Annotated in this window: 30 protein-coding genes; 29 read left to right on the top strand and 1 reads right to left on the bottom strand. The window is 36.5% G+C overall.

Annotated features, from left to right (window positions below):
• Window positions 1-20 precede the first annotated feature (20 nt).
• From rpsE to RZ79_RS04935, 18 genes are all read left to right on the top strand, one after another.
• Window positions 21-524 carry a 30S ribosomal protein S5 gene (gene rpsE, locus RZ79_RS05020; RefSeq protein WP_034531520.1) on the top strand — a complete coding sequence of 168 codons (504 nt, stop codon included), beginning with the start codon at window positions 21-23 and terminating at the stop codon, window positions 522-524.
• Window positions 525-538: 14 nt separating this feature from the next.
• Window positions 539-721 (top strand): 50S ribosomal protein L30, encoded by a 183-nt coding sequence (gene rpmD / locus RZ79_RS05015; protein ID WP_034531522.1) that lies wholly within the window; start codon window positions 539-541, stop codon window positions 719-721.
• A 25-nt stretch (window positions 722-746) separates the two neighbouring features.
• Window positions 747-1,178: a 50S ribosomal protein L15 gene (gene rplO / locus RZ79_RS05010; protein ID WP_034531523.1), complete on the top strand. Its 432-nt coding sequence runs from the start codon at window positions 747-749 to the stop codon at window positions 1,176-1,178.
• Complete coding sequence (secY, locus tag RZ79_RS05005) at window positions 1,179-2,495, top strand: preprotein translocase subunit SecY (protein ID WP_034531525.1); 1,317 nt, start codon at window positions 1,179-1,181, stop codon at window positions 2,493-2,495.
• A gap of 30 nt (window positions 2,496-2,525) precedes the next feature.
• A complete protein-coding gene (locus tag RZ79_RS05000) occupies window positions 2,526-3,176 on the top strand; it encodes an adenylate kinase (RefSeq protein ID WP_280635893.1) in 651 nt (216 codons plus the stop codon).
• A 159-nt stretch (window positions 3,177-3,335) separates the two neighbouring features.
• Window positions 3,336-3,554 carry a translation initiation factor IF-1 gene (gene infA / locus RZ79_RS04995; RefSeq protein WP_034531529.1) on the top strand — a complete coding sequence of 73 codons (219 nt, stop codon included), beginning with the start codon at window positions 3,336-3,338 and terminating at the stop codon, window positions 3,552-3,554.
• A gap of 33 nt (window positions 3,555-3,587) precedes the next feature.
• A complete protein-coding gene (gene rpmJ, locus RZ79_RS04990; protein WP_034531530.1) occupies window positions 3,588-3,704 on the top strand; it encodes a 50S ribosomal protein L36 in 117 nt (38 codons plus the stop codon).
• Window positions 3,705-3,731: 27 nt separating this feature from the next.
• Complete coding sequence (rpsM, locus tag RZ79_RS04985; protein ID WP_034531532.1) at window positions 3,732-4,097, top strand: 30S ribosomal protein S13; 366 nt, start codon at window positions 3,732-3,734, stop codon at window positions 4,095-4,097.
• A 23-nt stretch (window positions 4,098-4,120) separates the two neighbouring features.
• A complete protein-coding gene (gene rpsK, locus RZ79_RS04980; RefSeq protein ID WP_034531534.1) occupies window positions 4,121-4,510 on the top strand; it encodes a 30S ribosomal protein S11 in 390 nt (129 codons plus the stop codon).
• Between the two features lie 73 nt (window positions 4,511-4,583).
• Complete coding sequence (locus tag RZ79_RS04975; protein ID WP_034531535.1) at window positions 4,584-5,534, top strand: DNA-directed RNA polymerase subunit alpha; 951 nt, start codon at window positions 4,584-4,586, stop codon at window positions 5,532-5,534.
• Between the two features lie 21 nt (window positions 5,535-5,555).
• The gene (rplQ, locus tag RZ79_RS04970; RefSeq protein WP_034531537.1) at window positions 5,556-5,939 is read left to right on the top strand and encodes a 50S ribosomal protein L17; all 384 of its coding nucleotides are present in this window, start codon (window positions 5,556-5,558) and stop codon (window positions 5,937-5,939) included.
• A 176-nt stretch (window positions 5,940-6,115) separates the two neighbouring features.
• Window positions 6,116-6,943: an energy-coupling factor transporter ATPase gene (locus tag RZ79_RS04965; RefSeq protein WP_054450605.1), complete on the top strand. Its 828-nt coding sequence runs from the start codon at window positions 6,116-6,118 to the stop codon at window positions 6,941-6,943.
• A complete protein-coding gene (locus RZ79_RS04960; RefSeq protein WP_054450326.1) occupies window positions 6,913-7,788 on the top strand; it encodes an energy-coupling factor transporter ATPase in 876 nt (291 codons plus the stop codon). The genes RZ79_RS04965 and RZ79_RS04960 overlap by 31 nt, the downstream gene beginning before the upstream one ends.
• The gene (locus tag RZ79_RS04955; RefSeq protein ID WP_054450325.1) at window positions 7,781-8,575 is read left to right on the top strand and encodes an energy-coupling factor transporter transmembrane component T family protein; all 795 of its coding nucleotides are present in this window, start codon (window positions 7,781-7,783) and stop codon (window positions 8,573-8,575) included. Before RZ79_RS04960 ends, RZ79_RS04955 begins: the two co-directional genes overlap by 8 nt.
• 9 nt (window positions 8,576-8,584) lie before the next feature.
• Complete coding sequence (truA, locus tag RZ79_RS04950; protein WP_054450324.1) at window positions 8,585-9,385, top strand: tRNA pseudouridine(38-40) synthase TruA; 801 nt, start codon at window positions 8,585-8,587, stop codon at window positions 9,383-9,385.
• A gap of 121 nt (window positions 9,386-9,506) precedes the next feature.
• Entirely contained in the window at window positions 9,507-9,950 is a 444-nt protein-coding gene (rplM, locus tag RZ79_RS04945) for a 50S ribosomal protein L13 (RefSeq protein WP_034534424.1), read from the top strand.
• Window positions 9,951-9,963: 13 nt separating this feature from the next.
• Entirely contained in the window at window positions 9,964-10,356 is a 393-nt protein-coding gene (gene rpsI / locus RZ79_RS04940; RefSeq protein ID WP_034531546.1) for a 30S ribosomal protein S9, read from the top strand.
• Window positions 10,357-10,495: 139 nt separating this feature from the next.
• A complete protein-coding gene (locus tag RZ79_RS04935) occupies window positions 10,496-11,092 on the top strand; it encodes an ECF transporter S component (protein WP_054450323.1) in 597 nt (198 codons plus the stop codon).
• A gap of 20 nt (window positions 11,093-11,112) precedes the next feature.
• On the opposite strand, the gene RZ79_RS04930 is transcribed toward RZ79_RS04935, so the two are convergent.
• The gene (locus RZ79_RS04930) at window positions 11,113-11,382 is read right to left on the bottom strand and encodes a hypothetical protein (RefSeq protein ID WP_054450322.1); all 270 of its coding nucleotides are present in this window, start codon (window positions 11,380-11,382) and stop codon (window positions 11,113-11,115) included.
• Window positions 11,383-11,623: 241 nt separating this feature from the next.
• Here RZ79_RS04930 and RZ79_RS04925 point away from each other — a divergent pair, with 241 nt between their 5' ends.
• From RZ79_RS04925 to RZ79_RS04875, 11 genes are all read left to right on the top strand, one after another.
• Complete coding sequence (locus tag RZ79_RS04925; RefSeq protein ID WP_080695538.1) at window positions 11,624-12,190, top strand: glycoside hydrolase family 73 protein; 567 nt, start codon at window positions 11,624-11,626, stop codon at window positions 12,188-12,190.
• Window positions 12,171-12,746 (top strand): xanthine phosphoribosyltransferase, encoded by a 576-nt coding sequence (locus RZ79_RS04920; RefSeq protein WP_054450321.1) that lies wholly within the window; start codon window positions 12,171-12,173, stop codon window positions 12,744-12,746. Before RZ79_RS04925 ends, RZ79_RS04920 begins: the two co-directional genes overlap by 20 nt.
• Window positions 12,747-12,852: 106 nt before the next feature.
• Window positions 12,853-15,114, top strand: a complete 2,262-nt coding sequence (pcrA, locus tag RZ79_RS04915; protein ID WP_280635879.1) for a DNA helicase PcrA — start codon at window positions 12,853-12,855, stop codon at window positions 15,112-15,114.
• An 11-nt stretch (window positions 15,115-15,125) separates the two neighbouring features.
• Window positions 15,126-17,144: an NAD-dependent DNA ligase LigA gene (ligA, locus tag RZ79_RS04910; protein WP_052471519.1), complete on the top strand. Its 2,019-nt coding sequence runs from the start codon at window positions 15,126-15,128 to the stop codon at window positions 17,142-17,144.
• Between the two features lie 18 nt (window positions 17,145-17,162).
• Window positions 17,163-18,263 carry a CamS family sex pheromone protein gene (locus RZ79_RS04905; RefSeq protein ID WP_080997469.1) on the top strand — a complete coding sequence of 367 codons (1,101 nt, stop codon included), beginning with the start codon at window positions 17,163-17,165 and terminating at the stop codon, window positions 18,261-18,263.
• A gap of 61 nt (window positions 18,264-18,324) precedes the next feature.
• A complete protein-coding gene (gene gatC / locus RZ79_RS04900) occupies window positions 18,325-18,630 on the top strand; it encodes an Asp-tRNA(Asn)/Glu-tRNA(Gln) amidotransferase subunit GatC (RefSeq protein WP_041152907.1) in 306 nt (101 codons plus the stop codon).
• Between the two features lie 5 nt (window positions 18,631-18,635).
• On the top strand, window positions 18,636-20,096 hold the full coding sequence (gene gatA, locus RZ79_RS04895) for an Asp-tRNA(Asn)/Glu-tRNA(Gln) amidotransferase subunit GatA (protein WP_054450317.1): 1,461 nt from the start codon (window positions 18,636-18,638) through the stop codon (window positions 20,094-20,096).
• Window positions 20,096-21,517, top strand: coding sequence for an Asp-tRNA(Asn)/Glu-tRNA(Gln) amidotransferase subunit GatB (gene gatB, locus RZ79_RS04890; RefSeq protein ID WP_041152905.1), 1,422 nt, complete (start codon window positions 20,096-20,098; stop codon window positions 21,515-21,517). The genes gatA and gatB overlap by 1 nt, the downstream gene beginning before the upstream one ends.
• A 19-nt stretch (window positions 21,518-21,536) precedes the next feature.
• Entirely contained in the window at window positions 21,537-22,517 is a 981-nt protein-coding gene (locus tag RZ79_RS04885) for a diacylglycerol kinase (RefSeq protein ID WP_041152904.1), read from the top strand.
• An 84-nt stretch (window positions 22,518-22,601) separates the two neighbouring features.
• The gene (gene rlmD / locus RZ79_RS04880; protein WP_054450315.1) at window positions 22,602-23,969 is read left to right on the top strand and encodes a 23S rRNA (uracil(1939)-C(5))-methyltransferase RlmD; all 1,368 of its coding nucleotides are present in this window, start codon (window positions 22,602-22,604) and stop codon (window positions 23,967-23,969) included.
• Between the two features lie 146 nt (window positions 23,970-24,115).
• A complete protein-coding gene (locus tag RZ79_RS04875) occupies window positions 24,116-25,999 on the top strand; it encodes an AbiA family abortive infection protein (protein WP_162200347.1) in 1,884 nt (627 codons plus the stop codon).
• Window positions 26,000-26,090: the final 91 nt, after the last annotated feature.

Here is a 26,090-nt window from a genome sequence, read left to right as displayed (position 1 = left end):
TAAAAGGAGGAATAACCGCAATGGCTGAATTTATTGATCCAAATAAATTAGAACTTGAAGATACTGTCGTATCAATCAACCGTATTACTAAGGTTGTTAAAGGTGGACGTCGTCTACGTTTTGCTGCTTTAGTTGTTGTTGGTGATAGAAATGGTCACGTCGGATTTGGTACTGGTAAAGCTCAAGAAGTTCCAGATGCTATCCGTAAGGCTGTTGAAGATGGTCGTAAGAACTTAATTAGTGTTCCTAAGGTTGGTACTACTATTCCTCATGAAATTATCGGTACTTATGGTGGTGGTAAGATCATGTTAAAACCTGCTGAAGAAGGTTCTGGTGTTGCCGCTGGTGGTGCCGTTCGTTCAGTTATGGAATTAGCTGGTATTGACGATGTTACAAGTAAGCGTTTAGGTTCAGATACTCCAATCAATGCTATTCGTGCTACTTTTGAAGGACTAAAAGCATTGAAGAGTGCAGAAAAAGTTGCTACTTTACGTGGCGTTTCTGCTCAACATTTAGCAGAATAAGGAGGGGTTAGAAGATGGCTCAATTAAAGATTACTTTAACTCACAGTGCAGAACACCGTCTCCCCAAACAACGTAAAATTGTTAAGGCGCTAGGTTTAGGTCGTATTAACAGTACTGTTGTTAAACCTGACAACGAAGCAACTCGTGGAGCATTGTTCCATATCGCACACTTAGTTAAAGTTGAACAAGTTAAGTAATAAATAACAAGGAGGTGCACTTCAAATGAAATTACATGAATTAAAAGCTGCCGAAGGTTCACGTTCATCAAGACAACGTCTAGGTCGTGGATTAGGAAGTAAAGGTAAGACTTCTGGTCGTGGACAAAAGGGTCAAAAGGCTCGTAGTAAGACACGTGTTGGATTCGAAGGGGGCCAAATGCCTTTCTACCGTAGAATTCCTAAGCGTGGTTTCACTAACATTAACCGTAAGGAATACGCTATCGTTAACTTATCTACTTTAGATCAATTTGACGACGGTGTTGAAGTTACACCAGAAACTTTAATGGAAGCTGGTATTGTTAAGAGTGCCAAGGACGGAATTAAGATTCTAGGTAACGGTGAACTTAACAAGAAGCTAACTGTTAAGGCTAACAAATTTTCTGATGCTGCTAAATCAGCCATCGAAAATGCTGGCGGTAAGATCGAGGTGATCTAAATGCTATCAGCCTTGAAAAACGCTTTTAAGGTAAAAGATATTAGAAATAAAATCATGTTTACTTTGGGAGTATTGATTGTTTTTAGATTAGGTGCTTATATTACAGTTCCTGGTATAAATGCTAAAGCACTCCAAAGCGTTGCTTCATCTGGCTTGGTTAGCATTTTAAACACCTTTAGTGGTGGTGGATTAACTAACTATTCACTATTTGCTATGGGTGTTTCACCATATATTACTGCGCAAATCATCGTTCAACTATTACAAATGGACATCGTTCCTCGTTTTGTTGAATGGAGCAAACAAGGTGACGTGGGTAGACGTAAGTTGAACCAAGTTACCAGAATACTTACAGTATTTCTTGCTTTCGTGCAGTCTATTGGAATTACAGCCGGATTTAACACTTTAAGCAGTTTGAACCTTGTTCAAAATCCTGGTCCTGCTACTTATTTGAGTATCGGTTTAATTTTAACCGGTGGTTCAATGTTAACAACTTGGATGGGTGACATGATTACTGATCGTGGTATCGGTCAAGGTGTTTCAATGATCATCTTCGCCGGTATTATCGCAAGAATTCCTACAGGAGTTCAACAATTATATAAGGAATACATCGTTGGAGATACTTCTTCACAATTATGGCCTTCTATCTTATTCTTAGCTGCGCTATTCGTTGTAATTCTAATAATTGTTACTTTTGTTACCTGGTTCCAACAAGCTGAACGTAGGATTCCAATTCAATATACTAGAAGAGAAACAGGCGCGGGTGACAATAGTTACCTACCTTTAAAGGTTAACGTTGCCGGTGTTATCCCTGTTATCTTCGCCAGTTCGTTTATCTCAACACCACAAGCAATCTTGCTTTTCTTTGCAGGTAAACATTCTGGTGATGGTTGGTACCAAGTATTGAGTAACGTATTTAATATGCAAACTCTTTCAGGTGCTACCTTATACACTGTATTAATTGTTGTCTTTACATTCTTTTACGCTTTTGTTCAAGTTAACCCTGAAAAACTTTCAGAAAACTTGCAAAAACAAGGAAGCTATATTCCAGGTGTTTGGCCAGGAAATGGAACTCAAACTTACGTATCAAAAGTCTTAATGAGACTTAGCGTAGTTGGAGCCCTATTCCTAGGAATTGTTGCTTTAATTCCTTTAATTGCACAAAACGTTTGGAGCTTAGACGAATCCATCGGTTTAGGTGGTACTAGTTTACTAATTGTTGTTGGTGTTGCCATCGAAACAATTAGACAAATTCGTGGTTTAATGATGAAACAAGAATATGTTGGATTCATTCAATCACCTCGTCCAAATGATTTATAAAAGTGTGAATGGAGGTAATTAAATATGTCAATGAACTTAATCTTAATGGGGCTTCCTGGAGCTGGTAAAGGTACACAAGCTGAATCCATTATTGAAAATTATGGTATTCCACATATCTCTACTGGAGATATCTTTCGTGCCGCTATAAAAGACCAAACTGAAATGGGATTAAAGGCAAAACAATATATTGACAAAGGGAACTTGGTTCCTGATGATGTAACATGTGGAATTGTTAAAGATCGTCTTTCACAAGATGATACTAAAAAAGGATATATGTTAGACGGTTTTCCTAGAACTATCGAACAAGCAAATGCTTTACAAGAAATTTGTAAAGAGCTTGATCGTCCATTGGATGCTGTTATAAATATTGACGTTGACCCTAAAGTTCTTGTTGATCGACTTTCTGGTAGATTTATTTGTAAGAACTGTGGTGCCACTTACCACAAGCTATACAAAATGCCAAAAGTTGAAGATACTTGTGATATTTGTGGTGGCCATGAATTTTATCAACGTAGTGATGACAAGCCTGAAACAGTTAAGAATCGTTTAGATGTAAACATCAAGATGAATACACCATTAATTGATTTTTACAAAGAACGTGATTTATTATTCACTGTTGATGGTGGTCAAGATATTGATGATGTTACTAAAGACATTGACAAAATACTTAAGCAATTCTAGTAATTGCTTCTGCGGCTAGCATTTGTTGCTGGAAGTATGTTTGTGTGATAAACTAACCCATGTGTATTTGCGATTAGCTACATGGCGGTCTTTGTCGATAATATCTTGGCATTTGGCTACCTTTATGTAGTAATCGTATTTTTCGAGGAGGAAAATTCTTTGTCTAAAGATAATGTTATTGAAATTGAAGGTAAGGTTAGCGAAACCTTACCAAATGCTATGTTTCGTGTAGAACTAGAAAATGGTCACGAAATTTTAGCTCACGTTTCCGGTAAAATCAGAATGCATTACATTCGTATTTTACCTGGTGATCGTGTCACAGTTGAAATGTCACCATATGATTTAAGCAAGGGACGTATTACTTACCGTTATAAGTAAGGATACTGTCTTGAAGTATAGGAGGGTTATATAATGAAGGTTCGTCCATCAGTAAAACCAATGTGTGAAAATTGTAAAGTAATTAAGAGAAAAGGCCGTGTTATGGTCATTTGCTCAAATCCAAAACATAAACAAAGACAAGGTAAGTAATTTTATATAAACAGGAGGTGTGTTTGAATGGCTCGTATCGCCGGAATTGATTTACCACGTGATAAGCGTATCGTTATTGGTCTAACTAGCATCTTTGGAATCGGTCAAAGCAGAGCTGCTGAAATCCTTTCAAAGGCTGGCGTTTCAGAAGATGTTCGTGTTCGTGATCTAACTCCAGACCAAGAAGATAAAATCCGTGAAGTTGTTGACAATTACAAAATTGAAGGTGACTTACGTCGTGAAGTAAGAATGAATATCAAGAAGCTTCAAGAAATTGGTTCTTACCGTGGAATGCGTCACCGTCGTGGTTTACCTGTTAGAGGTCAACACACAAAGAACAACGCCCGTACTCGTAAGGGTAAAAAAGTAACTATTGCTGGTAAGAAAAAATAATAAATAAAGGAGGTTAGTAAATCATGGTTCAAAAGAAAGGTTCTCGTAAGCGTAGAGTAAAGAAGAACATCGAATCTGGTGTTGCTCACATTCACTCTACTTTTAATAACACATTAGTTATGATTACCGACATGCAAGGTAATGCAATTGCTTGGTCATCTGCTGGTGCTTTAGGATTCCGTGGAAGTCGTAAATCAACTCCATTTGCTGCTCAAATGGCTTCAGAAGCCGCTGCTAAGACAGCTATGGAACATGGTATGAAGACTGTTGAAGTTGCTGTTAAAGGTCCTGGTTCAGGTCGTGAATCAGCTATCCGTGCACTTCAATCAACTGGTTTAGAAGTTGCTGCTATTCGTGATGTTACTCCAGTTCCACATAATGGATCTCGTCCTCCAAAGCGTCGTAGAGTTTAATTTATTCTCATCTCTGTATGATGGACTAATTAATATTTAACTCAGAGCGTTTTGAAAGGGGTAGAAGATAAGAATGATTGAATTTGAAAAACCTAATATTCATAAGATTGATGAAACTGATAATTATGGAGAAGTTGTTGTTGAACCACTAGAACGTGGATACGGAACAACTCTTGGAAACTCGTTGCGTAGAATTTTACTTTCATCTTTACCTGGTGCAGCCGTAACTAGCATTCAAATTGATGATGTTTTACATGAATTTTCTACAGTACCTGGTGTTGTAGAAGACGTAACTCAAATTATTTTAAATGTTAAGAAGATTTCATTGAAGTTGGATGCCGAAGATGGCGAAGACAAAGAAATGGAAATCAATGTTACAGGTCCAGCTCAAGTAACTGCTGGAGACATTCAGGCTGATGGTGATGTAACTGTCTTAAATCCAGACTTACACATCGCTACAGTTGCTGAAGGTTCTACATTCCACATGAGAATGACTGCAAACAAGGGTCGCGGATATGTTTCTGCTGATGAGAATAAGGCTCGTAATGATGGAATGCCAATCGGTGTCTTACCAGTTGATTCCATTTATACCCCAATCGAACGTGTTAATTATCAAGTTGAAAACGCACGTGTTGGTCAAAGATCTGACTTTGATAAGCTAACTCTTGATGTTTGGACTGATGGTTCCATCACTCCTAGTGAAGCAATTAGTTTAGCAGCCAAGATTCTAAACGACCATCTTGCTATGTTTGTTGATCTTACCGATGAAGCCAAGAACACTGAAGTTATGGTTGAAAAGGAAGAAACACACAAAGAAAAGATGCTTGAAATGACAATTGAAGAATTGGACTTATCAGTTCGTTCATACAACTGTTTGAAGCGTGCAGGAATCAACACTGTTCAAGAATTAACCAACAAAAGCGAAGCAGACATGATGAAGGTTCGTAACTTAGGACGTAAGTCACTTGTTGAAGTAAAGAATAAGTTAGAAGCCCTTGGATTGTCATTGCGTAAAGAAGATTAGTATAAAGGAGGATATCCATTTATGAGTTACCGTAAATTACAACGTACTAGTGCACACCGTCGTTCATTACTACGTAACCTAACTACTGACTTGTTAGTAAACGGTGAAATTAAGACCACTGAAGCTCGTGCTAAAGAAGTACGCTCAACTGCTGAAAAGATGATTACTCTTGGTAAGCGTGGAGATCTTCATGCTCGTCGTCAAGCTGCAGCATTCCTACAAAACGTAGTTGCTGACGCTAAAGAAGATGGTGATGACGTAACTGTTACTACTGCATTACAAAAGCTATTTGATGAAATTGCTCCTAAGTATGCAGAACGTAACGGTGGTTACACTCGTATTCTAAAGACTATGCCTCGTCGTGGTGACGGTGCATCAATGGTTATTTTACAATTAGTTGATTAATTAATCGTAAACTTAATTAAATAGTAACAACAAATCACTAGGGCTATTGATATAAAGCGTTATGATGATGGGCAAGCCCCAAGTCTAGCTTGAATGGAGCTTTGCTTCGCATCAATAGCCTATTAGTGATTTTTTTATACATAATTTTAAACGGGGTGAATGAAGTGTCTAGTAAGATTATCAATGTATCAAACCTAAAATTTAAATATACTGATTCAACCAACTTTGCTGTAAATGATTTATCTTTTGATATTAATGAGGGTGAATGGGTATCCATTATCGGAAAAAACGGTAGTGGAAAATCGACACTAATTAGCTTACTAGATGGATTATTAAAGGCACAAAGCGGCAGTATCAAGGTTGATGGGATTGCACTAAACGAAGATACTGTTAATGACATAAGAGATAGAATCGGGATTGTTTTCCAAGATCCTAACAACCAGTTCGTTGCATCAACGGTTCAAGACGATATCGCATTTGGTTTAGAAAACAGAAACATGTCACAGGATAAGATGAAGGCTGCCGTTGAAAAGGCATTAACTGACGTTGATATGCTGGAATATGCTGAAAAGGACCCCACTAGATTATCAGGTGGACAAAAGCAACGTGTTGCCATAGCAGGAATCCTAGCCATGAATCCAAAGATTATTATCTTGGATGAAGCCACTAGCATGTTAGATCCGAAAGCAAAATACCTAATAACAAATTTGATTAATGAGGTTAGGGCAAAGTATAATCTAACTGTATTATCGATTTCACATGATATTAACGAAATCGAAAAATCAGATCGTACTATTCTAATTCGTGATGGTAAGATGGTACTAGATACCACTCCACAAAAACTATTCACTGAATTAGATAATGTCGAGGAATATGGTTTAAAGCTACCTTTCTCAGAACAATTACGTTTGGGATTGAAGGAAGAGGGCTTTGATATTTCTGATGACTATTTGAACGACGAGGAGATTGTAGAATGGATAACGCAATATTATTCAAAAATGTAAGCCACGTATATCAAGAAAACACGCCATTAGAATTTCATGCTCTAGAAGATGTCTCATTGAAGATAAAGAGTGGTTCTTTTGTTTCAATTATCGGGAAGACTGGTAGTGGAAAATCGACATTGATTAAACACATTAATGCCTTATTAAAACCAACTAGTGGTAGTGTCACAATCGGTGATAAGAAAATCACAAGTCATACCAATAACAAGCACCTAAAGCCACTCCGTCAAAAGATTGGCATGGTATTTCAGTTTCCAGAGCAACAATTGTTTGCGGAAACAGTGGAGGAAGACATTGCCTTTGGTCCAAGTAACTTCGGCGTAACCGGAGACGAACTAAACGATACTGTGATGCATGCAGCCAACCTGGTGCATTTAGACCACGACCTATTGAAGAAGTCACCGTTTGATTTATCGGGTGGTCAAAAGAGAAGGGTAGCGATTGCTGGAGTTTTAGCAATGAACCCAGAAATCCTGGTGTTGGATGAACCAACTGCTGGTTTAGATTTAGAGGGACAACAATATATCCTCGACTTGATTAGAAGACTTAATCGAGAAGAAAACATGACAATCGTTTTAGTCAGTCACCAAATGGATGACGTCGCCAAATATTCTGATCGAGTAGTCGTGATGAGTGGCGGTAAGGTTGTTAAAAAATGTTATCCTGACGAGCTATTCACTGACGTGAATTTCTTGAACAAGTATGATTTACAAGTGCCTGAGACTGTTAAGATTACCAAGGATTTGGCTGATAAAGGTGTAACACTAGATAAGTTATCTTTAGACGCGGACGAATTAATTAACGGCATCATTAATAAATTAAGGAATGAAGATAAGGATGAATAACTTTATATTTGGAAGATACCTTCCTGGTAACTCACTAATTCATAAAATGAATCCAGCCGCCAAGATGTTAATCGCATTTGCCTATATCATCATGGTTTTCTTTGCCAACAATTTAATTACATACATCGTGATGGCAGCCACTGTGTTGTTATTCGTTTTGTTATCAAAGTGTTCTTTTGGGTACTTCATCGAGGGATTAATGCCAATGCTGTGGGTGATTATTTTCACAGTCATGATTCAGGTATTCTTTGGATCAGGTGGTCACGTTTACTTTTCATGGGGAATTGTTAAACTAACAAGCTATGGAATTTTAAACGCGATTGTATTAACGATTCGTTTTATGTTAATTATTGCGATGTCGACGGTGTTAACACTAACGACATCACCACTTGAGATATCACAAGGCATTAGTGCGCTATTAAAGCCGCTAAAGCGATTTAATTTCCCGGTTGAAACTTTCTCTTTGATGATCTCAATCTCATTAAGATTCGTGCCGACCTTAACAGATGAAACTAAATTAATCATGGATGCACAACGTTCTCGTGGTGTCGACTTCGGTGATGGTGGACTAATCAAACGTGTTAAGGCGTTTGTCCCATTATTGATACCTTTGTTTGTCAGTGCCTTTAAGCATGCCGATGATTTAAGTATCGCAATGGAAGCAAGGGGATACCAGACTAACAGGGAACGTTCTCATTTCCATACATTTAAATGGAAACCAAATGATTTTGTATGCATGCTATTAATTTTAGTCATGGCGATTGTTATATTTATATATAGGAGTTAGATAATAGAAATGTCATATCGTTATAAAATCACGATGGCTTATGATGGAACCGACTTTTACGGTTTTCAACGTCAGCCAAAGAAAAGAACCATCGAAGGAATCTTAACCAAGATTGTTAATAAGATGGCCAAAAATCCGGACCCAGCAATTACTGTGTATGGATCAGGTAGAACAGACGCAGGGGTTCATGCATTAGGACAGGTTGCTCATTTTGACTTTCCATACGACCTTCCTGAAGAAAACATGCTAAAGGCATTGAATAGCATTTTACCTTTGGATGTTCAAATTAAAAAGGTAGAAAAGGTACCAAGTGACTTTCATGCTAGATACGACGTATCAGGGAAGAGATACATGTATCGAATGGATATGGGTGAATTCCGTAATCCGTTTAAACGCAGATATACAGCGCAATGGAGATTCCCGGTTGATATTGACAAGATAAACGTTGCGCTAAAGGACTTGATTGGTGAACACGACTTTACTAGTTTTGTGGCCTCAGGTTCATCAGCTAGAACCAATGTCAGAACCATCTACGAAGCAAAATGTCGAATCGATGAAAAAGAAAACGAATTGATATTCGAATTTTACGGTAATGGTTTCCTATATAACATGGTCAGAATCATGGTAGGGGTCTTAGTTGAAATTGGTTCAGGTTCAAGGGATGTACATGATATTTTAAGACTATACGAAGTTAAGGATCGTACCGAAGCAAGAAGAACGGTTCCAGCTAGCGGACTATACTTAAAACATGTATACTATGAGGGAGATGATCCTGCTCATCCTACAAAACTACCTCACCATCAAAGATGATTTTAGGTTGACTTTATAATTAAAAAATTGTAGTATAAAGCATGGTATTGTTTGCCCCACAATAAGCCCCGGAAACTTATATTGGTGTCGAACAAACACAGAAACATGGAGGAAGATTAAAGTGCGTACAACATATATGGCAAAACCAGGTGAAGTAGAACGCAAATGGTACATCATTGACGCAACTGATATCAGTTTAGGTCGTCTATCAACTGTCGTTGCTTCTATTTTACGAGGAAAAAACAAGCCAACATTTACACCTCATGTAGATACTGGCGATAACGTTATTGTTATTAATGCTTCAAAAGTTGCATTAACAGGTCGTAAAGCTAGCGATAAGCTATACTCCCACCACACAGGTTATTTAGGTGGTCTAAAACAAAAAACTGCTGGTCAAATGTTAAATGATACTCCAGACAAGTTAGTTGAAACATCAGTTAAAGGTATGCTACCAAGTGGTACATTAGCTCACAAGCAATTACTACACTTACACGTATACGCTGATGCTAACCATGCTCACCAAGCACAAAACCCTGAAGTATTAGACATTAATAACCTAATTTAAGGAGGAAACTTAATTGGCTCAAGTACAATATCGCGGCACAGGCCGTCGTAAAGACTCAGTAGCCCGAGTAATTTTAGTACCCGGTACTGGTAAAGTTGTTATGAACAAAAAGGATATTGAAGATTACATTCCATTCCCTAACTTAAGAGCAGTGGTAATGCAACCATTCAATGTTACTGAAACATCAGGTAACTACGATGCTTTAATCAATGTTAACGGTGGTGGTTTCTCAGGACAAGCTGGTGCAGCTCGTCACGGAATCGCTCGTGCATTGCTAGAAGTTGATCCTGACTTCCGTGCTTCATTAAAGAGTGCCGGTTTATTAACTCGTGACGCTCGTATGAAAGAACGTAAGAAACCAGGTCTTAAGAAAGCTCGTAAAGCTGGTCAATTCTCAAAACGTTAAGATACACTTATCTTTCTGTTTTCAAAAAGAACTTCCCGTGTGGAAGTTCTTTTTTTATACATAAGTGGACTTATTAATTAAAATAGTGTTTAATATTCAATGTTGTTTTATATGAAAGTAAAATCTCAAAGAGGAGATGATGATCATTAGAAATAAGACTTATAAGATGAACATCTTATCCGTGTTTATCGCCATAATTATCGTACAAACAAGTATCCCTGGATTGGGAAATATTCCAATTGGACCACTTAGCGTTACTATTATTCCAATCACCGTTGTATTAGCAGCAATTGTATTAGGAACTAAAGATGGGGCAATCGTTGGTGGTGTTTGGGGATTAATTACTTTTGTCCGTGCATTCTGGTGGCCAACTAGTCCATTGGCAATTTATGTATTTACAAATCCATTAGTATCTATTTTACCTAGAATTCTTGTTGGGTTAGTTGCTGGACTTATTTTTACACGTTTATACAAACCTAATAAACCATATCGGATGTACATGTCCATTACTGGTTTTGTCAGTTCAATTGTGAATACTGTTGTATTATTAGGATTAGTTTATATATTCTATCGCGGTGATGCATTTAATATTTATCACATTAATGTTGATCAATTATTACCTTACTTATTATTTGTAGCCTTAACTAATGGTTTAGTTGAAGCATTTCTATCAGCCGTATTAGTACCGGTGATAGGTTCACCATTATTAAAGATAAGAAAAAGCACCGATGACTAATGTCATCAGTGCTTTTTTTATTACTTTTCGTCGGCTTCACTATCTTTGTTTTTACTCTTTGAGTTGTGAGGTCCTTCTTTTACCATAGTGATGTTCTTGTTGTTAATAACAATCTTTCCGTGGTATTTGTCCTCTAATGCAGGATCGGTAGTTTGAAAACCAATCATGTATGAGTTGTTGTATCCTTTTTCAATAATTCCTTGGAATTTCTTTTTTTCTAGCATGAATGAAACTTGGTCACCAACATCAAATGGTGATTTGTCATTGCTTGTTAATTTATCTTTTACCAAAAGCATACATCTCCTAACTTATACCTTAAAATTACAGAAAAATGAGTCATTTGTCAATTAAACAATATTTAAGTTAAAATTTGATTTTCTTTTTTTTAGTGAATAGTTTAGAATATTAAATAATATAAGGAGAGATTCTGTGAGTAAAAGAAGATATCGAAAAAGAAGAAAGAAGAAAACATCTAACTTTGGATGTCTTATTTTTATTTTAATCGTTGGTGTATTATTATTTGCAGGCGGAATGAAGATATTCGATCGGATTTACACATATGATTCATACACACAACAGAATGTGTTAAAAAAGCATCGTAAGTTTATCAACGCTTTATTACCAGCTGCAAATGATGTACAAAGACGTTATAACATCCTAGTTAGTATTAGTTTGGCTCAAGCAATCCTTGAGTCAAATTGGGGAACTAGTCAATTATCTAGTCAGTATAATAACCTATACGGAGTTAAAGCGTCAGGAAACCAACCATCTGTGAATCTTTCTACCCAAGAGTTTGTAAACGGCCAATTTATCACGATTACGGGTCGTTTCAGAGTATACAACAGTTGGTCTGAGTCAGTTGAGAGCCATGCTCTATTGCTTGTAAATGGGACTGATTGGAACCCAAATCAGTACAAGGATGTAATTGATTCAGACAATTACGTTGCTGCTGCCAAGGGACTACAAGTAGACGGATATGCGACAGATCCAACTTATCGCAACAAGATTATTGAAATTATCCGTAAATACAAATTATATCAATATGATAAACAAACTACCACTACAGGAGGAACCTCAAATGAAACTACTGGAAGATAAGATTAAAGAAGTCGGACGTGTATTACCAGGGGATGTATTAAAGGTTGATGCATTTCTAAACCATCAGGTTGATCCTAAATTGATGTCTGAAATGGGTAAAGAATTTGCTAGACTATTTAAGGACGATAACATTACCAGAATCGTAACTGTTGAGTCTTCTGGAATTGCCCCTGCAGTGATGGCTGGATTGTACATGGATGTACCAGTTGTATTTGCTAGAAAACATAAGAGTTTAACACTAACTGATGACGTATATACTAGTGAGGTATATTCATACACTAAACAAACCAGCAACCAAATTAGTATCGATAAAAGATTTATTCAACCCAATGACCATTTATTAATCATTGATGATTTCTTAGCCAATGGCCAGGCCGTTCAAGGACTATTGGACGTAGCTAAGCAAGCTAATGTATCAGTTAATGGAATTGGTATCGTAATTGAAAAGTCATACCAAAAGGGCCACGATTTGATTGAAAAGACAGGGATTCATCTAGAATCACTTGCGAAAATTAAATCATTAGATAACGACAAAGTCACTTTTGTAGAAGATTAAAAAGAGTCGGCATAATTTGCCGACTTTTTTATTTGGTGCTAAATGAAAATATGCCCAGCTATGATATAATTAAACTATATATAAATTTGAGAGGATTGTGTTTTTTGTGCCAGTAAACGATTTAATTTCAGGAATGAATGATAAACAAAAAGAAGCAGTATTATGTACCGAAGGTCCTCTATTGATAATGGCCGGTGCAGGTAGTGGTAAGACCCGTGTCTTAACCCATCGCATTGCTTACTTAATCGAAGAAAAAAATGTATTGCCATGGAACATCCTAGCAATTACTTTTACCAATAAAGCAGCTCGTGAAATGAAAGAACGTGTTTCTAACCTATTGGATTATGGTGGGAACGACGTTTGGATTTCTACTTTCCATGCTCTATGTGTCAGAATTTTAAGAAGACATATTGATAAGGTTGGTTTTAACCGTGCATTTACTATTGCCGGTAGTAGTGAACAAAGAACTTTGGTAAAGAGAATTCTAAAGGATTTTGATATTGATCCTAAGAAGAATGATCCAAGAGCAATTCTTTCAGCTATTTCAAACGCTAAAAATGATTTATTAGACCCAATTCAATACAGTGAATCAATCGACCACAACAGTCCATTTGAAGAAACTGTATCAAAGGTTTATGACGAATACCAAAAACGTCTTCACGGAAACCAAGCATTGGACTTTGATGATTTAATCATGTTAACCATCCAATTGTTTGAATCTGACAAAGAAACATTAGAATACTACCAAAACAAATTCCAATACATTCACGTTGATGAATACCAAGATACCAATGAAGCGCAATACAAACTTGTTACTATGCTTGCTAAGAAGTACAGAAATATCTGTGTTGTTGGTGATTCTGATCAAAGTATTTATGGTTGGCGTGGTGCCAACATGAACAACATCTTGAACTTCCAAGATGATTACAACGATGCTCACACAACATTACTTGAACAAAACTACCGTTCAACTAAGAACATCTTAAGTGCTGCTAACGACGTTATTCAAAACAACGTTGCTAGAAAGGCCAAGAACCTTTGGACCGAAAACAAAGAAGGGGACAAGGTTTCATACTATCGTGGCCAAAGTGAAATTGATGAAGCGCGTTTCGCAGTTACCCAAATTCAAAAGATTATGGATGAAAAGCATTATTCTTACAACGATTTTGCTATCCTATACCGTACCAACGCTCAATCACGTATCATTGAAGAAACACTTCTAAAATCAAACATTCCATACAACATTGTTGGTGGACACAAGTTCTACGACAGAAAGGAAATCCAAGACATCTTGGCTTACCTAACACTAGTCGCTAACCCAAGTGATTCAATGAGTTTAGAACGTATCATCAATGAACCTAAACGTGGAATTGGTGCATCAAGTGTTGATAAACTAAGAGTTTTCGCCGGTGAAAATGGTTGGTCAATGCTAGAAGCTGCCAAGAACGTTGATTTAAATAACACACTTTCAAGTCGTGCTAGAAACTCAATTGCCGACTTTGCCAACGTGATGACTAAGATTCAAAAGGTTGCCAAAGAAGGTAGCGTAACTGATGTTGCCCAACACGTATTGGATGACACTGGGTACCTAGCTGAACTAAAGAAGACTAACTCACTTGAAAACAAGGCACGAATTGAAAATATTGAAGAATTTATTTCAGTAACTCAACAATTCGATACCAACAGAAGCGAAGAAGACAACGAAGATGGTAACGAACCATTAACCGACTTCTTAGCAGATCTAGCCTTAGTTTCCGCACAAGACGACGTTGAAGAAAATTCTCCACAAGTAACCCTAATGACACTTCACGCTGCCAAGGGACTAGAATTCCCAGTCGTATTCTTAATGGGAATGGAAGAAGGAATCTTCCCACTAGGTCGTTCAATGGAAAATGAAAAGGAACTAGAAGAAGAACGTCGTTTAGCATACGTGGGAATTACCCGTGCGCAAGAAAAACTATTCTTAACCAACGCGTTCTCAAGAATGTTATATGGTCGTCGTCAAACTAATCCTGAATCTCGTTTTGTAAACGAAATTTCACCTGAATTAATTGAATCAGAAAACAACTTTGCACAAAGCAGTACTGTAAAGACACCATTTGATTCAAATAGAAACCAACGTAATGCGCGTTTTGCACAACAACGTGCATACAAGCAACCAGCTAAGAAGGTTCAAAAGCCTGAAGGAACTGGTGCTGACAAGAAGGCATGGACTGTTGGTGACAAGGTCGAACACAAGGCCTGGGGAACTGGTACTGTTGTCAAGGTTAACGGTACTGGTGAAGATATGGAACTAGATATTGCCTTTCCAGACAAGGGATTAAAGAGACTATTAGCTGCATTCGCACCAATTCAAAAAGTTCAATAGAGGTGAGCTAATTGACTGATCAAAGTAACGATATTCAAATTGAATACAATAAATTAAAAGACCAACTAAAGACCTGGAGTCGTCAATACTATCAAGAAGATAGTCCCAGTGTAGAAGATCATGTTTATGATATGAGCTACCGTCGACTTCAAGAAATCGAAGCTAACCATCCTGATTTAATCGCTAGTGATTCACCAACCCAAAACGTTGGGGGACAAACCTTACCTGGTTTTAATAAGGTCAATCATGAAATTCCAATGCTTTCTTTAGGGGATGTCTTCTCTGAAGAAGAACTAAAGGACTTCATCGACCGATTGGATAAGAACTATCCAGAAATCACCGAGTACAACTGTGAATTAAAGATTGATGGTTTAGCAATTTCACTTCGCTATGAAAACGGGATTTTAGTTCAAGGTTCAACTCGTGGAAACGGAACAATTGGTGAAGACATCACTAACAACCTAAAGACGATTGAATCAATTCCACAAAAGTTGACTCGTCCAATCGACATCGAGGTGCGTGGTGAATGCTACATGCCTAAGTCATCTTTTGTAAAACTAAATGAACAACGTGAAAAAGATGGTGAATCAGTTTTCGCCAATCCACGTAACGCGGCAGCTGGAAGTCTAAGACAATTAGACTCAAAGGTTACCGCGCATCGTAAACTAAGTACCTTTATGTACAACGTTGCAAATTACGATGATCTAGAAACTAATACCCAAGCTGGATTGTTGGAGGAACTTAAGGATTTGGGTTTCACAATTAATCCCACATACCGTGTGATTAAGGACATGGATGATGTTCATGACTACATCGAATATTACACACAACGTCGTGATGAACTAAGCTATGGTATCGATGGAATTGTTATTAAGGAAAATGATTTATCTTTACAAGAACAAATCGGAACCACTGTGAAGGTTCCAAAGTGGGCGATTGCCTACAAGTTCCCACCAGAAGAAGTTGAAACTAAATTACTAGATATCGAATGGACAGTTGGTAGAACTGGTGTTGTTACACCAACTGCCATCATGAATGAAGTTCAACTAGCCGGTACTAAGGTTTCCAAGGCATCATTGCACAACCCCGATTATTTAGAAGAAAAGGGTGTCCGCATTGGTGACACTGTTAAGTTGCACAAGGCCGGAGATATCATTCCAGAAATTTCTGAATATATCCCAAGCAAACGTCCAGATGACAGTGTGGAATATGTCATTCCAACCACTTGTCCATCATGTGGTGACAAACTAGTTCATTTGGATGATGAAGTTGCTTTGAGATGTATTAATCCAAAGTGTCCAGCTCAATTGAGTGAACAAATTAATCACTTTGCTTCTAGGAATGCGATGAACATTGATGGATTGGGACCTAGAATTGTTCAACAACTTTTTGATCGTCATATGCTAGACGATGCTGCAAGTTTGTACAAGCTAACTCAAGAAGAACTTGAAACTTTAGATAAATTTGGTAGCAAATCTGCAACAAATTTATTATCTGCAATTGATAATAGCCGTAGTAATTCTGTTGAAAGATTATTATTTGGTCTGGGAATCAGACACGTTGGTGCTAAGGCCGCTAGAATTATCTCCGAACACTTCGGTGACATGGATAAGCTAATGGCAGCTAGTGCTAACGATATTGCTGAGATTAACGGAATGGGTCAAACAATTGCTGATAGCATTGTTACTTACTTCGAAAATCCGGAAGCACAAAAACTAATTGATGAGTTCAAATCATTGGGTGTTAATATGCAATATCTAGGAGCGTCCCAATCTGATATCGATAATTCAGATTCACCAGTTGCTGGAAAGACAATGGTCCTAACTGGAAAGCTTTCAGAATGGACACGTCCAAAGGCTAGTGAATGGTTGGAAAACCACGGAGCTAAAGTTACCGGAAGTGTTTCTAAGAAGACCGATGTTTTAATCGCCGGTGAAGATTCGGGAAGCAAGCTAACAAAGGCCCAAAGCCTCGGTGTAGATGTATGGACCGAACAAGATTTTATTGCTGTAGTTAATGAAACTAAGTAATTTGTGGAGGAAAGCAAATTGAAAAAATTAAATGTTTTATTCGTAGCACTACTAAGTGCATTAGTGTTAGCAGCTTGTGGAAGCAACGATGATAGTAGCAGCTCATCTGGTACTCAAGTTATTTCCCAAACTAATAGCAATTATTATCAAGGTGTAATTAAGAATGGTCACTACTTAACAAGTAAGTCCAGAGGGGTGTCCGTTCAACAAAATGATAACCAATTAAATCTAAAAGGTTTTGAAAATGGATTACTAAGTATCTCAAAGGATCAATTCCCAACAGATACATACATCTTACAAGAAGGCCAATACATCGACACTAGTACTGCCGAAGATTGGTTGGGTCGTAAGAGTAAGAATAACCCTGATGGTTTAAACCCATCGGGTAGTGATACTAAGGAACCACTTTATTTACAACAAATGGATGAACAAGATTTTATGGAACAAAGTCATGGCTCATTAAAGATTAAGGGGATGACAGTTGGTCTTGGAATTAATTCTGTTTACTACTACCGTAAGGAAGCTTATGGTGCTGTCTACCAAAAGAAATTAAGCGATAGTGATATTGAAAAACAAGGTAAGGAAATTGCTGATAAGGTATTACAACGTTTAAGACAAAAGAAAGACTTAAAGAACATTCCAATTGTGATTGCGTTATACAAACAAGCATCTAACGATAGTCTAGTAGGTGGTAACTTCTACTCATATTCAGTTAACAAGGCTGGTTCAACTAGTGTTGATAACTGGAAGTCATTAGATATTAAGAACTATGTCTTACCAGATAGTTCAACTAGTGAAGTTAATAGTAATGACGAAGATGCTTTTGAAAACTTCAAGAACCAAGTGCAAAAGTTCTTCCCTAACTTAAGTGGTGTTACCGCTCAAGCACATTACGTTGACGGAACTCTACGTGGCCTACACGTTAACATCACCACACAATTCTATGGACAAAGTGAAATCATTAGTTTCACCCAATACGTCGCTTCTACGGCCAAGAAGTACTTACCAAACAATATTCCAATTGATATCCAGGTTTCTTCTTCAGAAGGAATTCAAAGCTTCCTATCAAGAAAAACCGGATCAAAGAATTTCTATACTCACGTTTTTACCAGTTATTAATGTGAATGTGTTAAAATACTGGTAGCGTATTATCAATATATATAAGAAAGAGGGAACAACGATGTCTGAAAAAATTAGTAAAGAGACAGTAAGTCACGTTGCATCATTGGCTAAGTTGGAATTAACCGATGAACAACTACCATACTTTACTGACCAATTAGGTAGTATCATGGGAATTTTTGATTCCTTAAATGATGTAGATACTAGCAATGTCGAACCAACATTTAGTGTTACTGATCAAATTAACGTTATGAGAGAAGATGTTGCTGATAATTGGGGACAAAGGGATGCACTATTGAATAATGCACCAGACGTTTCCGACGGATTAATTAGAACACCTACAATCATTGATGAAAGCGGGGACTAGTGAAGATGGACTATTTAGGAAAAGATATTTTTAGCATTCACGAAAGCCTGGTTAATGGTGATATTACCGCCGAAGAATTGACAAGACAAACAATTGAAAATGCTAAAAAGAACGATGAAGATATTAACGCTTTCGTCGTTTTCGATGAAGAAAATGCAATTAAGCAAGCCCAAGAAATTGATAAATCCGGAATTGACCCAGATAACGTATTATCAGGTATTCCAGTTGCAATGAAAGATAACATGCTAACCAAGGGTGTATTAACATCTGCAGGTTCAAAGATGCTATCAAACTTCAAACCAATCATTGATGGAACAGCTGTTGCTAAGATGAAAGAAGCTGGCACTATCAACATTGGTAAGACCAACATGGACGAATTCGCCATGGGTGGTTCAACCGAAACTTCATTCCATGGTAAGACTAAGAACCCATGGAACTTAGACAAGGTACCTGGTGGATCATCAGGTGGTGCTGCTGCAGCTGTTGCTGCAGGGGATGTCTTAGTATCACTAGGTTCAGATACTGGTGGTTCAATCAGACAACCAGCATCATTTAACGGTATCGTTGGTATGAAACCAACATACGGTCGTGTATCTAGATGGGGATTGATTGCATTCGCATCAAGTTTAGACCAAATTGGTCCATTGACTAGAACTGTTAAGGACAACGCCGTAGTTCTAAATGCCATTGCTGGTAAAGATGAACATGATATGACAAGTTCAAACAAAGAAGTTCCTGACTTTACTGCAAACATCGATAAGGGTGTTAAAGGTATGAAGATTGCTTTACCTAAGGAATACTTAGGTGAAGGTGTTGATAAGGATGTTCAAGACGCTATTCTAGCCGCTGCTGACAAGTACCGTGAATTAGGTGCAACTGTTGAAGAAGTGTCTCTTCCAAACAGTAAGTACGGTGTAGCAGCTTACTACATCATTGCTCCTTCAGAAGCATCGTCAAACTTACAACGTTTCGATGGTATTCGTTATGGTTACAGATCTCAAGATGCTAAGAACCTAGAAGAACTATACGTTAAGAGTCGTTCACAAGGTTTTGGTGATGAAGTTAAGCGTCGTATCATGGTTGGTACTTACTCACTATCAGCTGGTTTCTTTGATGCTTACTTCAAGAAAGCCGCTGAAGTTCGTACTTTAATCATTGACGACTTCAAGAAGGTTTTCCAAGATTACGATGTGATCTTAACTCCAACAGCTCCCACTCCAGCTTACAGCTTGAAGGATGAAAAAGACCCAATCACTATGTACATGAATGATATTCTAACCATTCCTGTCAACATGGCAGGTCTTCCAGGAATGTCAGTTCCTGCAGGTTTCTCAGACGGACTACCAATTGGTATGCAATTAATCGGTAAGCCATTTGATGAATCAACTCTATACCAAGCTGCTTACGCTTTCGAACAAAATACTGATTTCCATAAGCAAGATCCAAAGATGGGGGGAGCACAATAATGAACTTTGAAACTACAATTGGACTAGAAGTCCACGTTGAATTAAAGACTAACTCTAAGATTTTCAGTCCATCTCCCGTACAATACGGGGTTGACCCTAACTTAAACACCAACGTAATTGATTGGGGATACCCAGGGGTATTACCATCAACCAACAAAGGTGTCGTTAAATCAGGTATTATGGCTGCTTTAGCATTACATGCTGAAGTTGAAAAACACCCTCATTTTGATCGTAAGAACTACTTCTACCCAGATAATCCAAAGGCTTATCAAATTACGCAAAAGGATACTCCTGATGCTCATGATGGTTGGATTGAAATTGAAGTAGATGGTAAGAAAAAGAAAATCGGTATCGAAGAAATGCATATTGAAGAAGATGCCGGTAAGAATACCCACGGAAACAAGTTCTCTTATGTTGACTTGAACCGTCAAGGTACTCCACTTATCGAAATTGTTTCAAAACCAGATATTGCTTCACCTGATGAAGCATACGCTTACCTTGAAGCTTTACGTGAAAGAATCCTATTTACAGGAATTTCTGACGTTAAGATGGAAGAAGGTTCAATGCGTGTGGACGTTAACGTTTCAATCCGCCCATACGGTCAAAAAGAATTCGGTACTAAGGTCGAATTAAAGAACTTGAACTCATTTAACTACGTAAGAAAAGGTCTTGCATACGAAGAAAAACGTCAACAACGTGTAATCATGGCTGGTGGCGAAATTCAACAAGAAACTAGACGTTTCGATGAAACAACTGGTAAAACTGTCTTAATGCGTGTTAAGGAAGGTGCGGATGATTACAGATACTTCCCAGAACCTGACCTACCAGCACTAGACATTACAGACGCATGGATTAATGAAATCAACGATTCAATGCCTGAAATGCCAGCTAGTCGTCGTCAACGTTACGTTAACGATTTTGGTTTGAAGGACTACGATGCAATGGTTCTTACTCAAACTAAGGAAATGGCTGACTTCTTCGATGCCGTGATTAAATTAGGTGCAGATCCTAAGATGGCATCTAACTACCTACAAGTTAACGTTAACGCTTACTTGAATGATGAACAAAAAGATCTATCTGAAACTGAAATTACACCAGAAAACTTAGCTACAATGATTAAGCTAATTGAAGACGGTACTATTTCATCTAAGATGGCTAAGAAAGTCTTCAAGGGTATTACTGAAGGTAAGGAACCTAAGAAGTTCGTTGAAGACAACGGAATGGTCCAATTATCAGACCCAGCCCAATTACAACCAATTATTGATGAAGTACTATCAAACAACCCACAATCTGTGGAAGACTTCCATAATGGTAAGGACCGTGCTATCGGTTTCCTAGTCGGTCAAATTATGAAGCAAACTCGTGGTAAAGCTAACCCACAAGTTGTTAACAAATTATTAATGGCATCCATTAATAAATAAAGTTTAGGAGAATTTGGAAATGCAAAAAAGGGCACGTGTAATATACAATCCAACATCTGGCCGTGAGGCATTGAAACGCAACCTGATTGATATTCTCGCTGTTTTCGAAGAAGCTGGTTATGAAACTAGTGCATACGCAACTACTCCTAAACCTAATTCAGCACGCGATGAAGCCAAGAGGGCATCATTAGATGGTTTTGACTTAATCGTTGCTGCTGGTGGGGATGGAACTATTAACGAAGTTGTTAATGGGATTGCACCACTAGAAAAACGTCCTAAGCTAGCAATTATTCCAGCTGGGACTACCAATGACTTTGCCCGTGCATTGCATATTCCAAGAGAAAATCCAATTGAAGCGGCCAAAGTTGTTTTGAAAGGTCAAACTTTCAACATGGACATTGGTAAAGCTGGAGAGAAATACTTCATGAATATCGCAGGTGGTGGTTTATTAACCGAATTAACCTACGATGTTCCTTCAGATTTAAAGACCATTTTTGGTTATTTAGCTTATCTAGTTCGTGGAGCAGAATTACTTCCAAGAATTAAACCAATTCAAATGGATCTTGAATATGATGGTGGAGAATTCAAAGGTAAAGCTTCAATGTTTCTACTTGCCATGACAAACTCAATCGGTGGTTTAGAACAAATTGTTCCAGACGCCAAGTTAGATGATGGTAAGTTTACAATGATTATTGTTAAGACTAGTAACATCGTTGAAATCGTTCAATTACTTGCGAAAGTCTTAAGTGGTGGTCGCCATATCAATGACCCTCGAATCATTTACAAAAAGACCAGCAAGTTAGTTGCTAATCCTGTTCAAGACAAGATGCAGATTAACTTGGATGGTGAATATGGTGGCGACGCACCAATGACTTTTATTGACTTAAAACAACATATTGAAATGTTTGCGAATGTCGATGAAATGCCAAAGAAGTCTATCAGTTTTGATGCTGAAAAGGTGGAAAAAGAATTCGTCGATAAAGTTGATAAATTATCATAGTGGAATTTAAAAACGAAAAGTTTTGTTGTATGATTATTTTAGAAGATTACAACAAAACTTTTTTGTTTAGAAAAAGGGGTAAATATGAAATTTAAAGCACCAGTTACAAAGAACGAAGAATATGAAGTCGATATTATCGACTTAACTTATCAAGGCTTAGGAGTCGCTAAGATAGAGGATTATCCTTTGTTTATTGAAGACACTCTTCCAGGCGAAAAAGCTTTGATTAAAGTAATCAAAGTTAACCAAAACTTTGGTTTCGCAAAGTTAGAAAAATTACTAACTAAATCACCAGATCGTGTAGAAAACATTGATAAGAACTACACTCGTACAGGAATCGCTCCATTACAACATCTAAAATATGATGCTCAATTGGAATTCAAACAACATCAAATCCAAGAACTTTTCGATAAGTCTAAGATGGATGTTGAAGTATTACCAACTATTGGGATGGATAATCCAACTCATTACAGAAACAAGGCGCAAATTCCAGTTCGTTCAATTAATGGAAAACTACAAACTGGTTTCTTCCGTAAGCACTCACACGATTTAGTAACCATTGAAGATTTTTACATTCAAGATCCAGAAATCGATAAAGCTATTGTTGTCGTTAGAGACATCTTACGTAAGTACCACATTGAACCATACAATGAAACTAAGCACAATGGTGTGATTAGAAACATCATGGTTAGAAGAGGACACTACACTAACGAAATGATGATTGGTTTAATTACTCGTACCAAGAAGATTCCAATGGTTGATATAATTGTTCGTGAAATCAAGGAAGCCTTACCAGAAGTGACAAGTATCATGCAAAACATCAATTTGTCAGATGGTAACGGATTATTAGGTAAGAGTACCGTTTGTCTAGATGGTAAGAAGTACATCGAAGATAAGTTACTTGGCTTGAAGTTCGCTATTTCATTGAACTCATTCTACCAAGTTAACCCAGAACAAACTGAAAAACTTTATTCTCTTGCAATTGAAAAGGCTCAACTAGATGGTACTCAGACAGTAATCGATGCTTACTGTGGTATCGGTACTATTTCATTAGCGGTTGCTGAACATGCTAAGAAAGTCTATGGTGTCGAAATCGTTAAGGAAGCTATCGAAGATGCTAAGATTAACGCTCAAAAGAACCACATCAACAACACTACATTTGTAGCCGGTAGTGCAGAGGAACAAATGGAAAAATGGCAAGCACAAGGATTGAAACCAGATGTTATCATGGTTGATCCTCCACGTAAGGGACTTGCATCATCATTCATCGACAGTGCTGCTCAAGTAGCGCCTAAGAAGATTGTTTATGTATCATGTAACCCATCAACATTAGTACGTGATGCACGTCGTTTAGCTGAATACGGTTATGAAATCACTCAACCAGTTCAACCGGTTGATCAATTCCCACAAACTGTTCACGTTGAATCAGTGACTGTATTTGAAAAGAAATAGATAAAGGAAAAGACACCCTGAAGAGGGTGTCTTTTTTTGTTTAAGATTAAAATTATATAACTATTTATTAAATGCTGTTGTTTAAGTGTTCACAAATATTTATACTAAATACATATAAAAAAAGGCAAAAAGGTAGGTTTATATTGTTGAACGAAAATGATTTTATAAGTATTTCTTATGAAGAATGGAATAAGTATATCAGTATGTATTTTGAAACTGATAATAATGTTTTATGTAAATATATACAATCATATCCATTCACTAAAATGGATGAAAAAACCAGAAAAATGATTCTATCTAGAAGATTTTTCGATGATTATATAAGAACGTGTGCTTTCTTAAATGATCAAGAGCTAAAATCCTATAAGACTGTTGTTACAAAAAATGATGGAACTTTGAGAGAAATAAATTTGGTTACTCCGATAATTTTTTTATTTTTTATCGTCCTTGGAGGACATTTTCATAATAATTTAAAATCAGAATATAAAGATGATATACATAGTAAGTTATATGCTGGTGATTATGATACAGAGGATTTAAATTACTCAAAAAGTTATGAACGATTTACAGTAGCATTAAAACAATATAAAAGTCAATATGATTATTATATCAAGATGGATATAAGTAATTTTTATCCAAATATACGTCTAGAATATTTATTTAAGAATATCGAGAAAATGTGTAATGGTGAAGATATCAGATCACTTTACTTTTATAAAAATTTATTAGAGTTTTTTGGTAAAAATAGAATGCCAATAATAATGGATAATACTGGAATTTCTTTTATAGCGACCATGTTCTACTTAACAGAATATGATAGGAATATTACTAAAAGAATAGGAAATTTTCTAGATTCTAAAGACTTTGAATTGTTGAGGTATGTTGATGATTTATATATAGTTTTTAATTGTGATGATAAAGATATCAGAATGGTAAAAGAACAGATAACTCAATCAATACAGAATGCATCAATAGATATTGGAGTTAATATAAATATCAATAAACAAGGTTTTGGAGTATCTGAGAACATAGATGAAGAACTTTATAAAAATATTTATGATTATATAGTTAATGTAGAAGATGTTGACTATAAAGAGCTATTTTCAAAAGACGATTTTGTAAAAATGCTTAAGGAATTGTATGATCTTCCTGATTTTCCAGATCATAAGGAAGTCGAAGATGTATTGAAAAAAAACATGGGAAATAATAAATATTCATTTCATTATACTGAGATTTTTAATTGGTTACTCTATAAGAATAAAGGGTTATTTCATGAAAATGAGGTGGTACTATATCTTACAGAATTATCAAATAAATTAAGCATATTCAGGCATTATCCAAAACAATTTATACAAATGTTGCTTGACAGTAATGATGGATACCTAATAAAGAACTTTTTACGTAGAGTATTTGAAAAATCTAGAAGTGATGAGTACTCTAGATATTATGAAATTATGATATATCAATATTTGCTGGGGAGAAATTTCAAACATAATGATTTAAAAAATATTTTGAAAGACAAAAATAACGAACTATTTTGTTATATAAACGATTATTGTGAACATGATGTAGAATATACTTTAACAGAAGATAGTAATGAGATCGTAAAAAAGATGAATAAAGATAGAATCATTCATTATTTATACTTCATGTATTTATTAAATGATAATCAGAATAATTTATTTGAAACATTTGCTTATTATAAGAACTATTTTGATAGACGTTTAGCGTATTTAATGGCTGCAATTGGAATAGCTGGGACTCAAAAGAAAAATGGGAAAATATCATTTAATAAGAGTTATAGGGCAAATGAAATTAATGAAATAGTTAATAAAGTTCATAATAATCATATGAATGAAATAGCGCAAAAAATTAAAGATACCTATCGGATTAGAAATGGGAATCCGTTAGTTCATTCTGGATCAGAACTATTAGATCATAACGATTTAAAAAAAGAAGAAATATATAATACAATCAAATTATTAGATGATTTTCAACGGGAAATGGAGAATGAAATAAATACTAAGTAACGGTACTTTTTCACAAAATTTAATTACGAAAAGAAACAAAAAAGTACATCTTTTAGATGTGCTTTTTTATAATGAGTGCTTATTTTAATTA

This window comes from Apilactobacillus kunkeei DSM 12361 = ATCC 700308 (genome assembly GCF_001281265.1).
GTDB lineage: Bacteria > Bacillota > Bacilli > Lactobacillales > Lactobacillaceae > Apilactobacillus > Apilactobacillus kunkeei.
The sequence above is the reverse complement of the archived record's forward strand: the minus strand, read 5'-3'. Positions and strand labels throughout refer to the sequence as shown.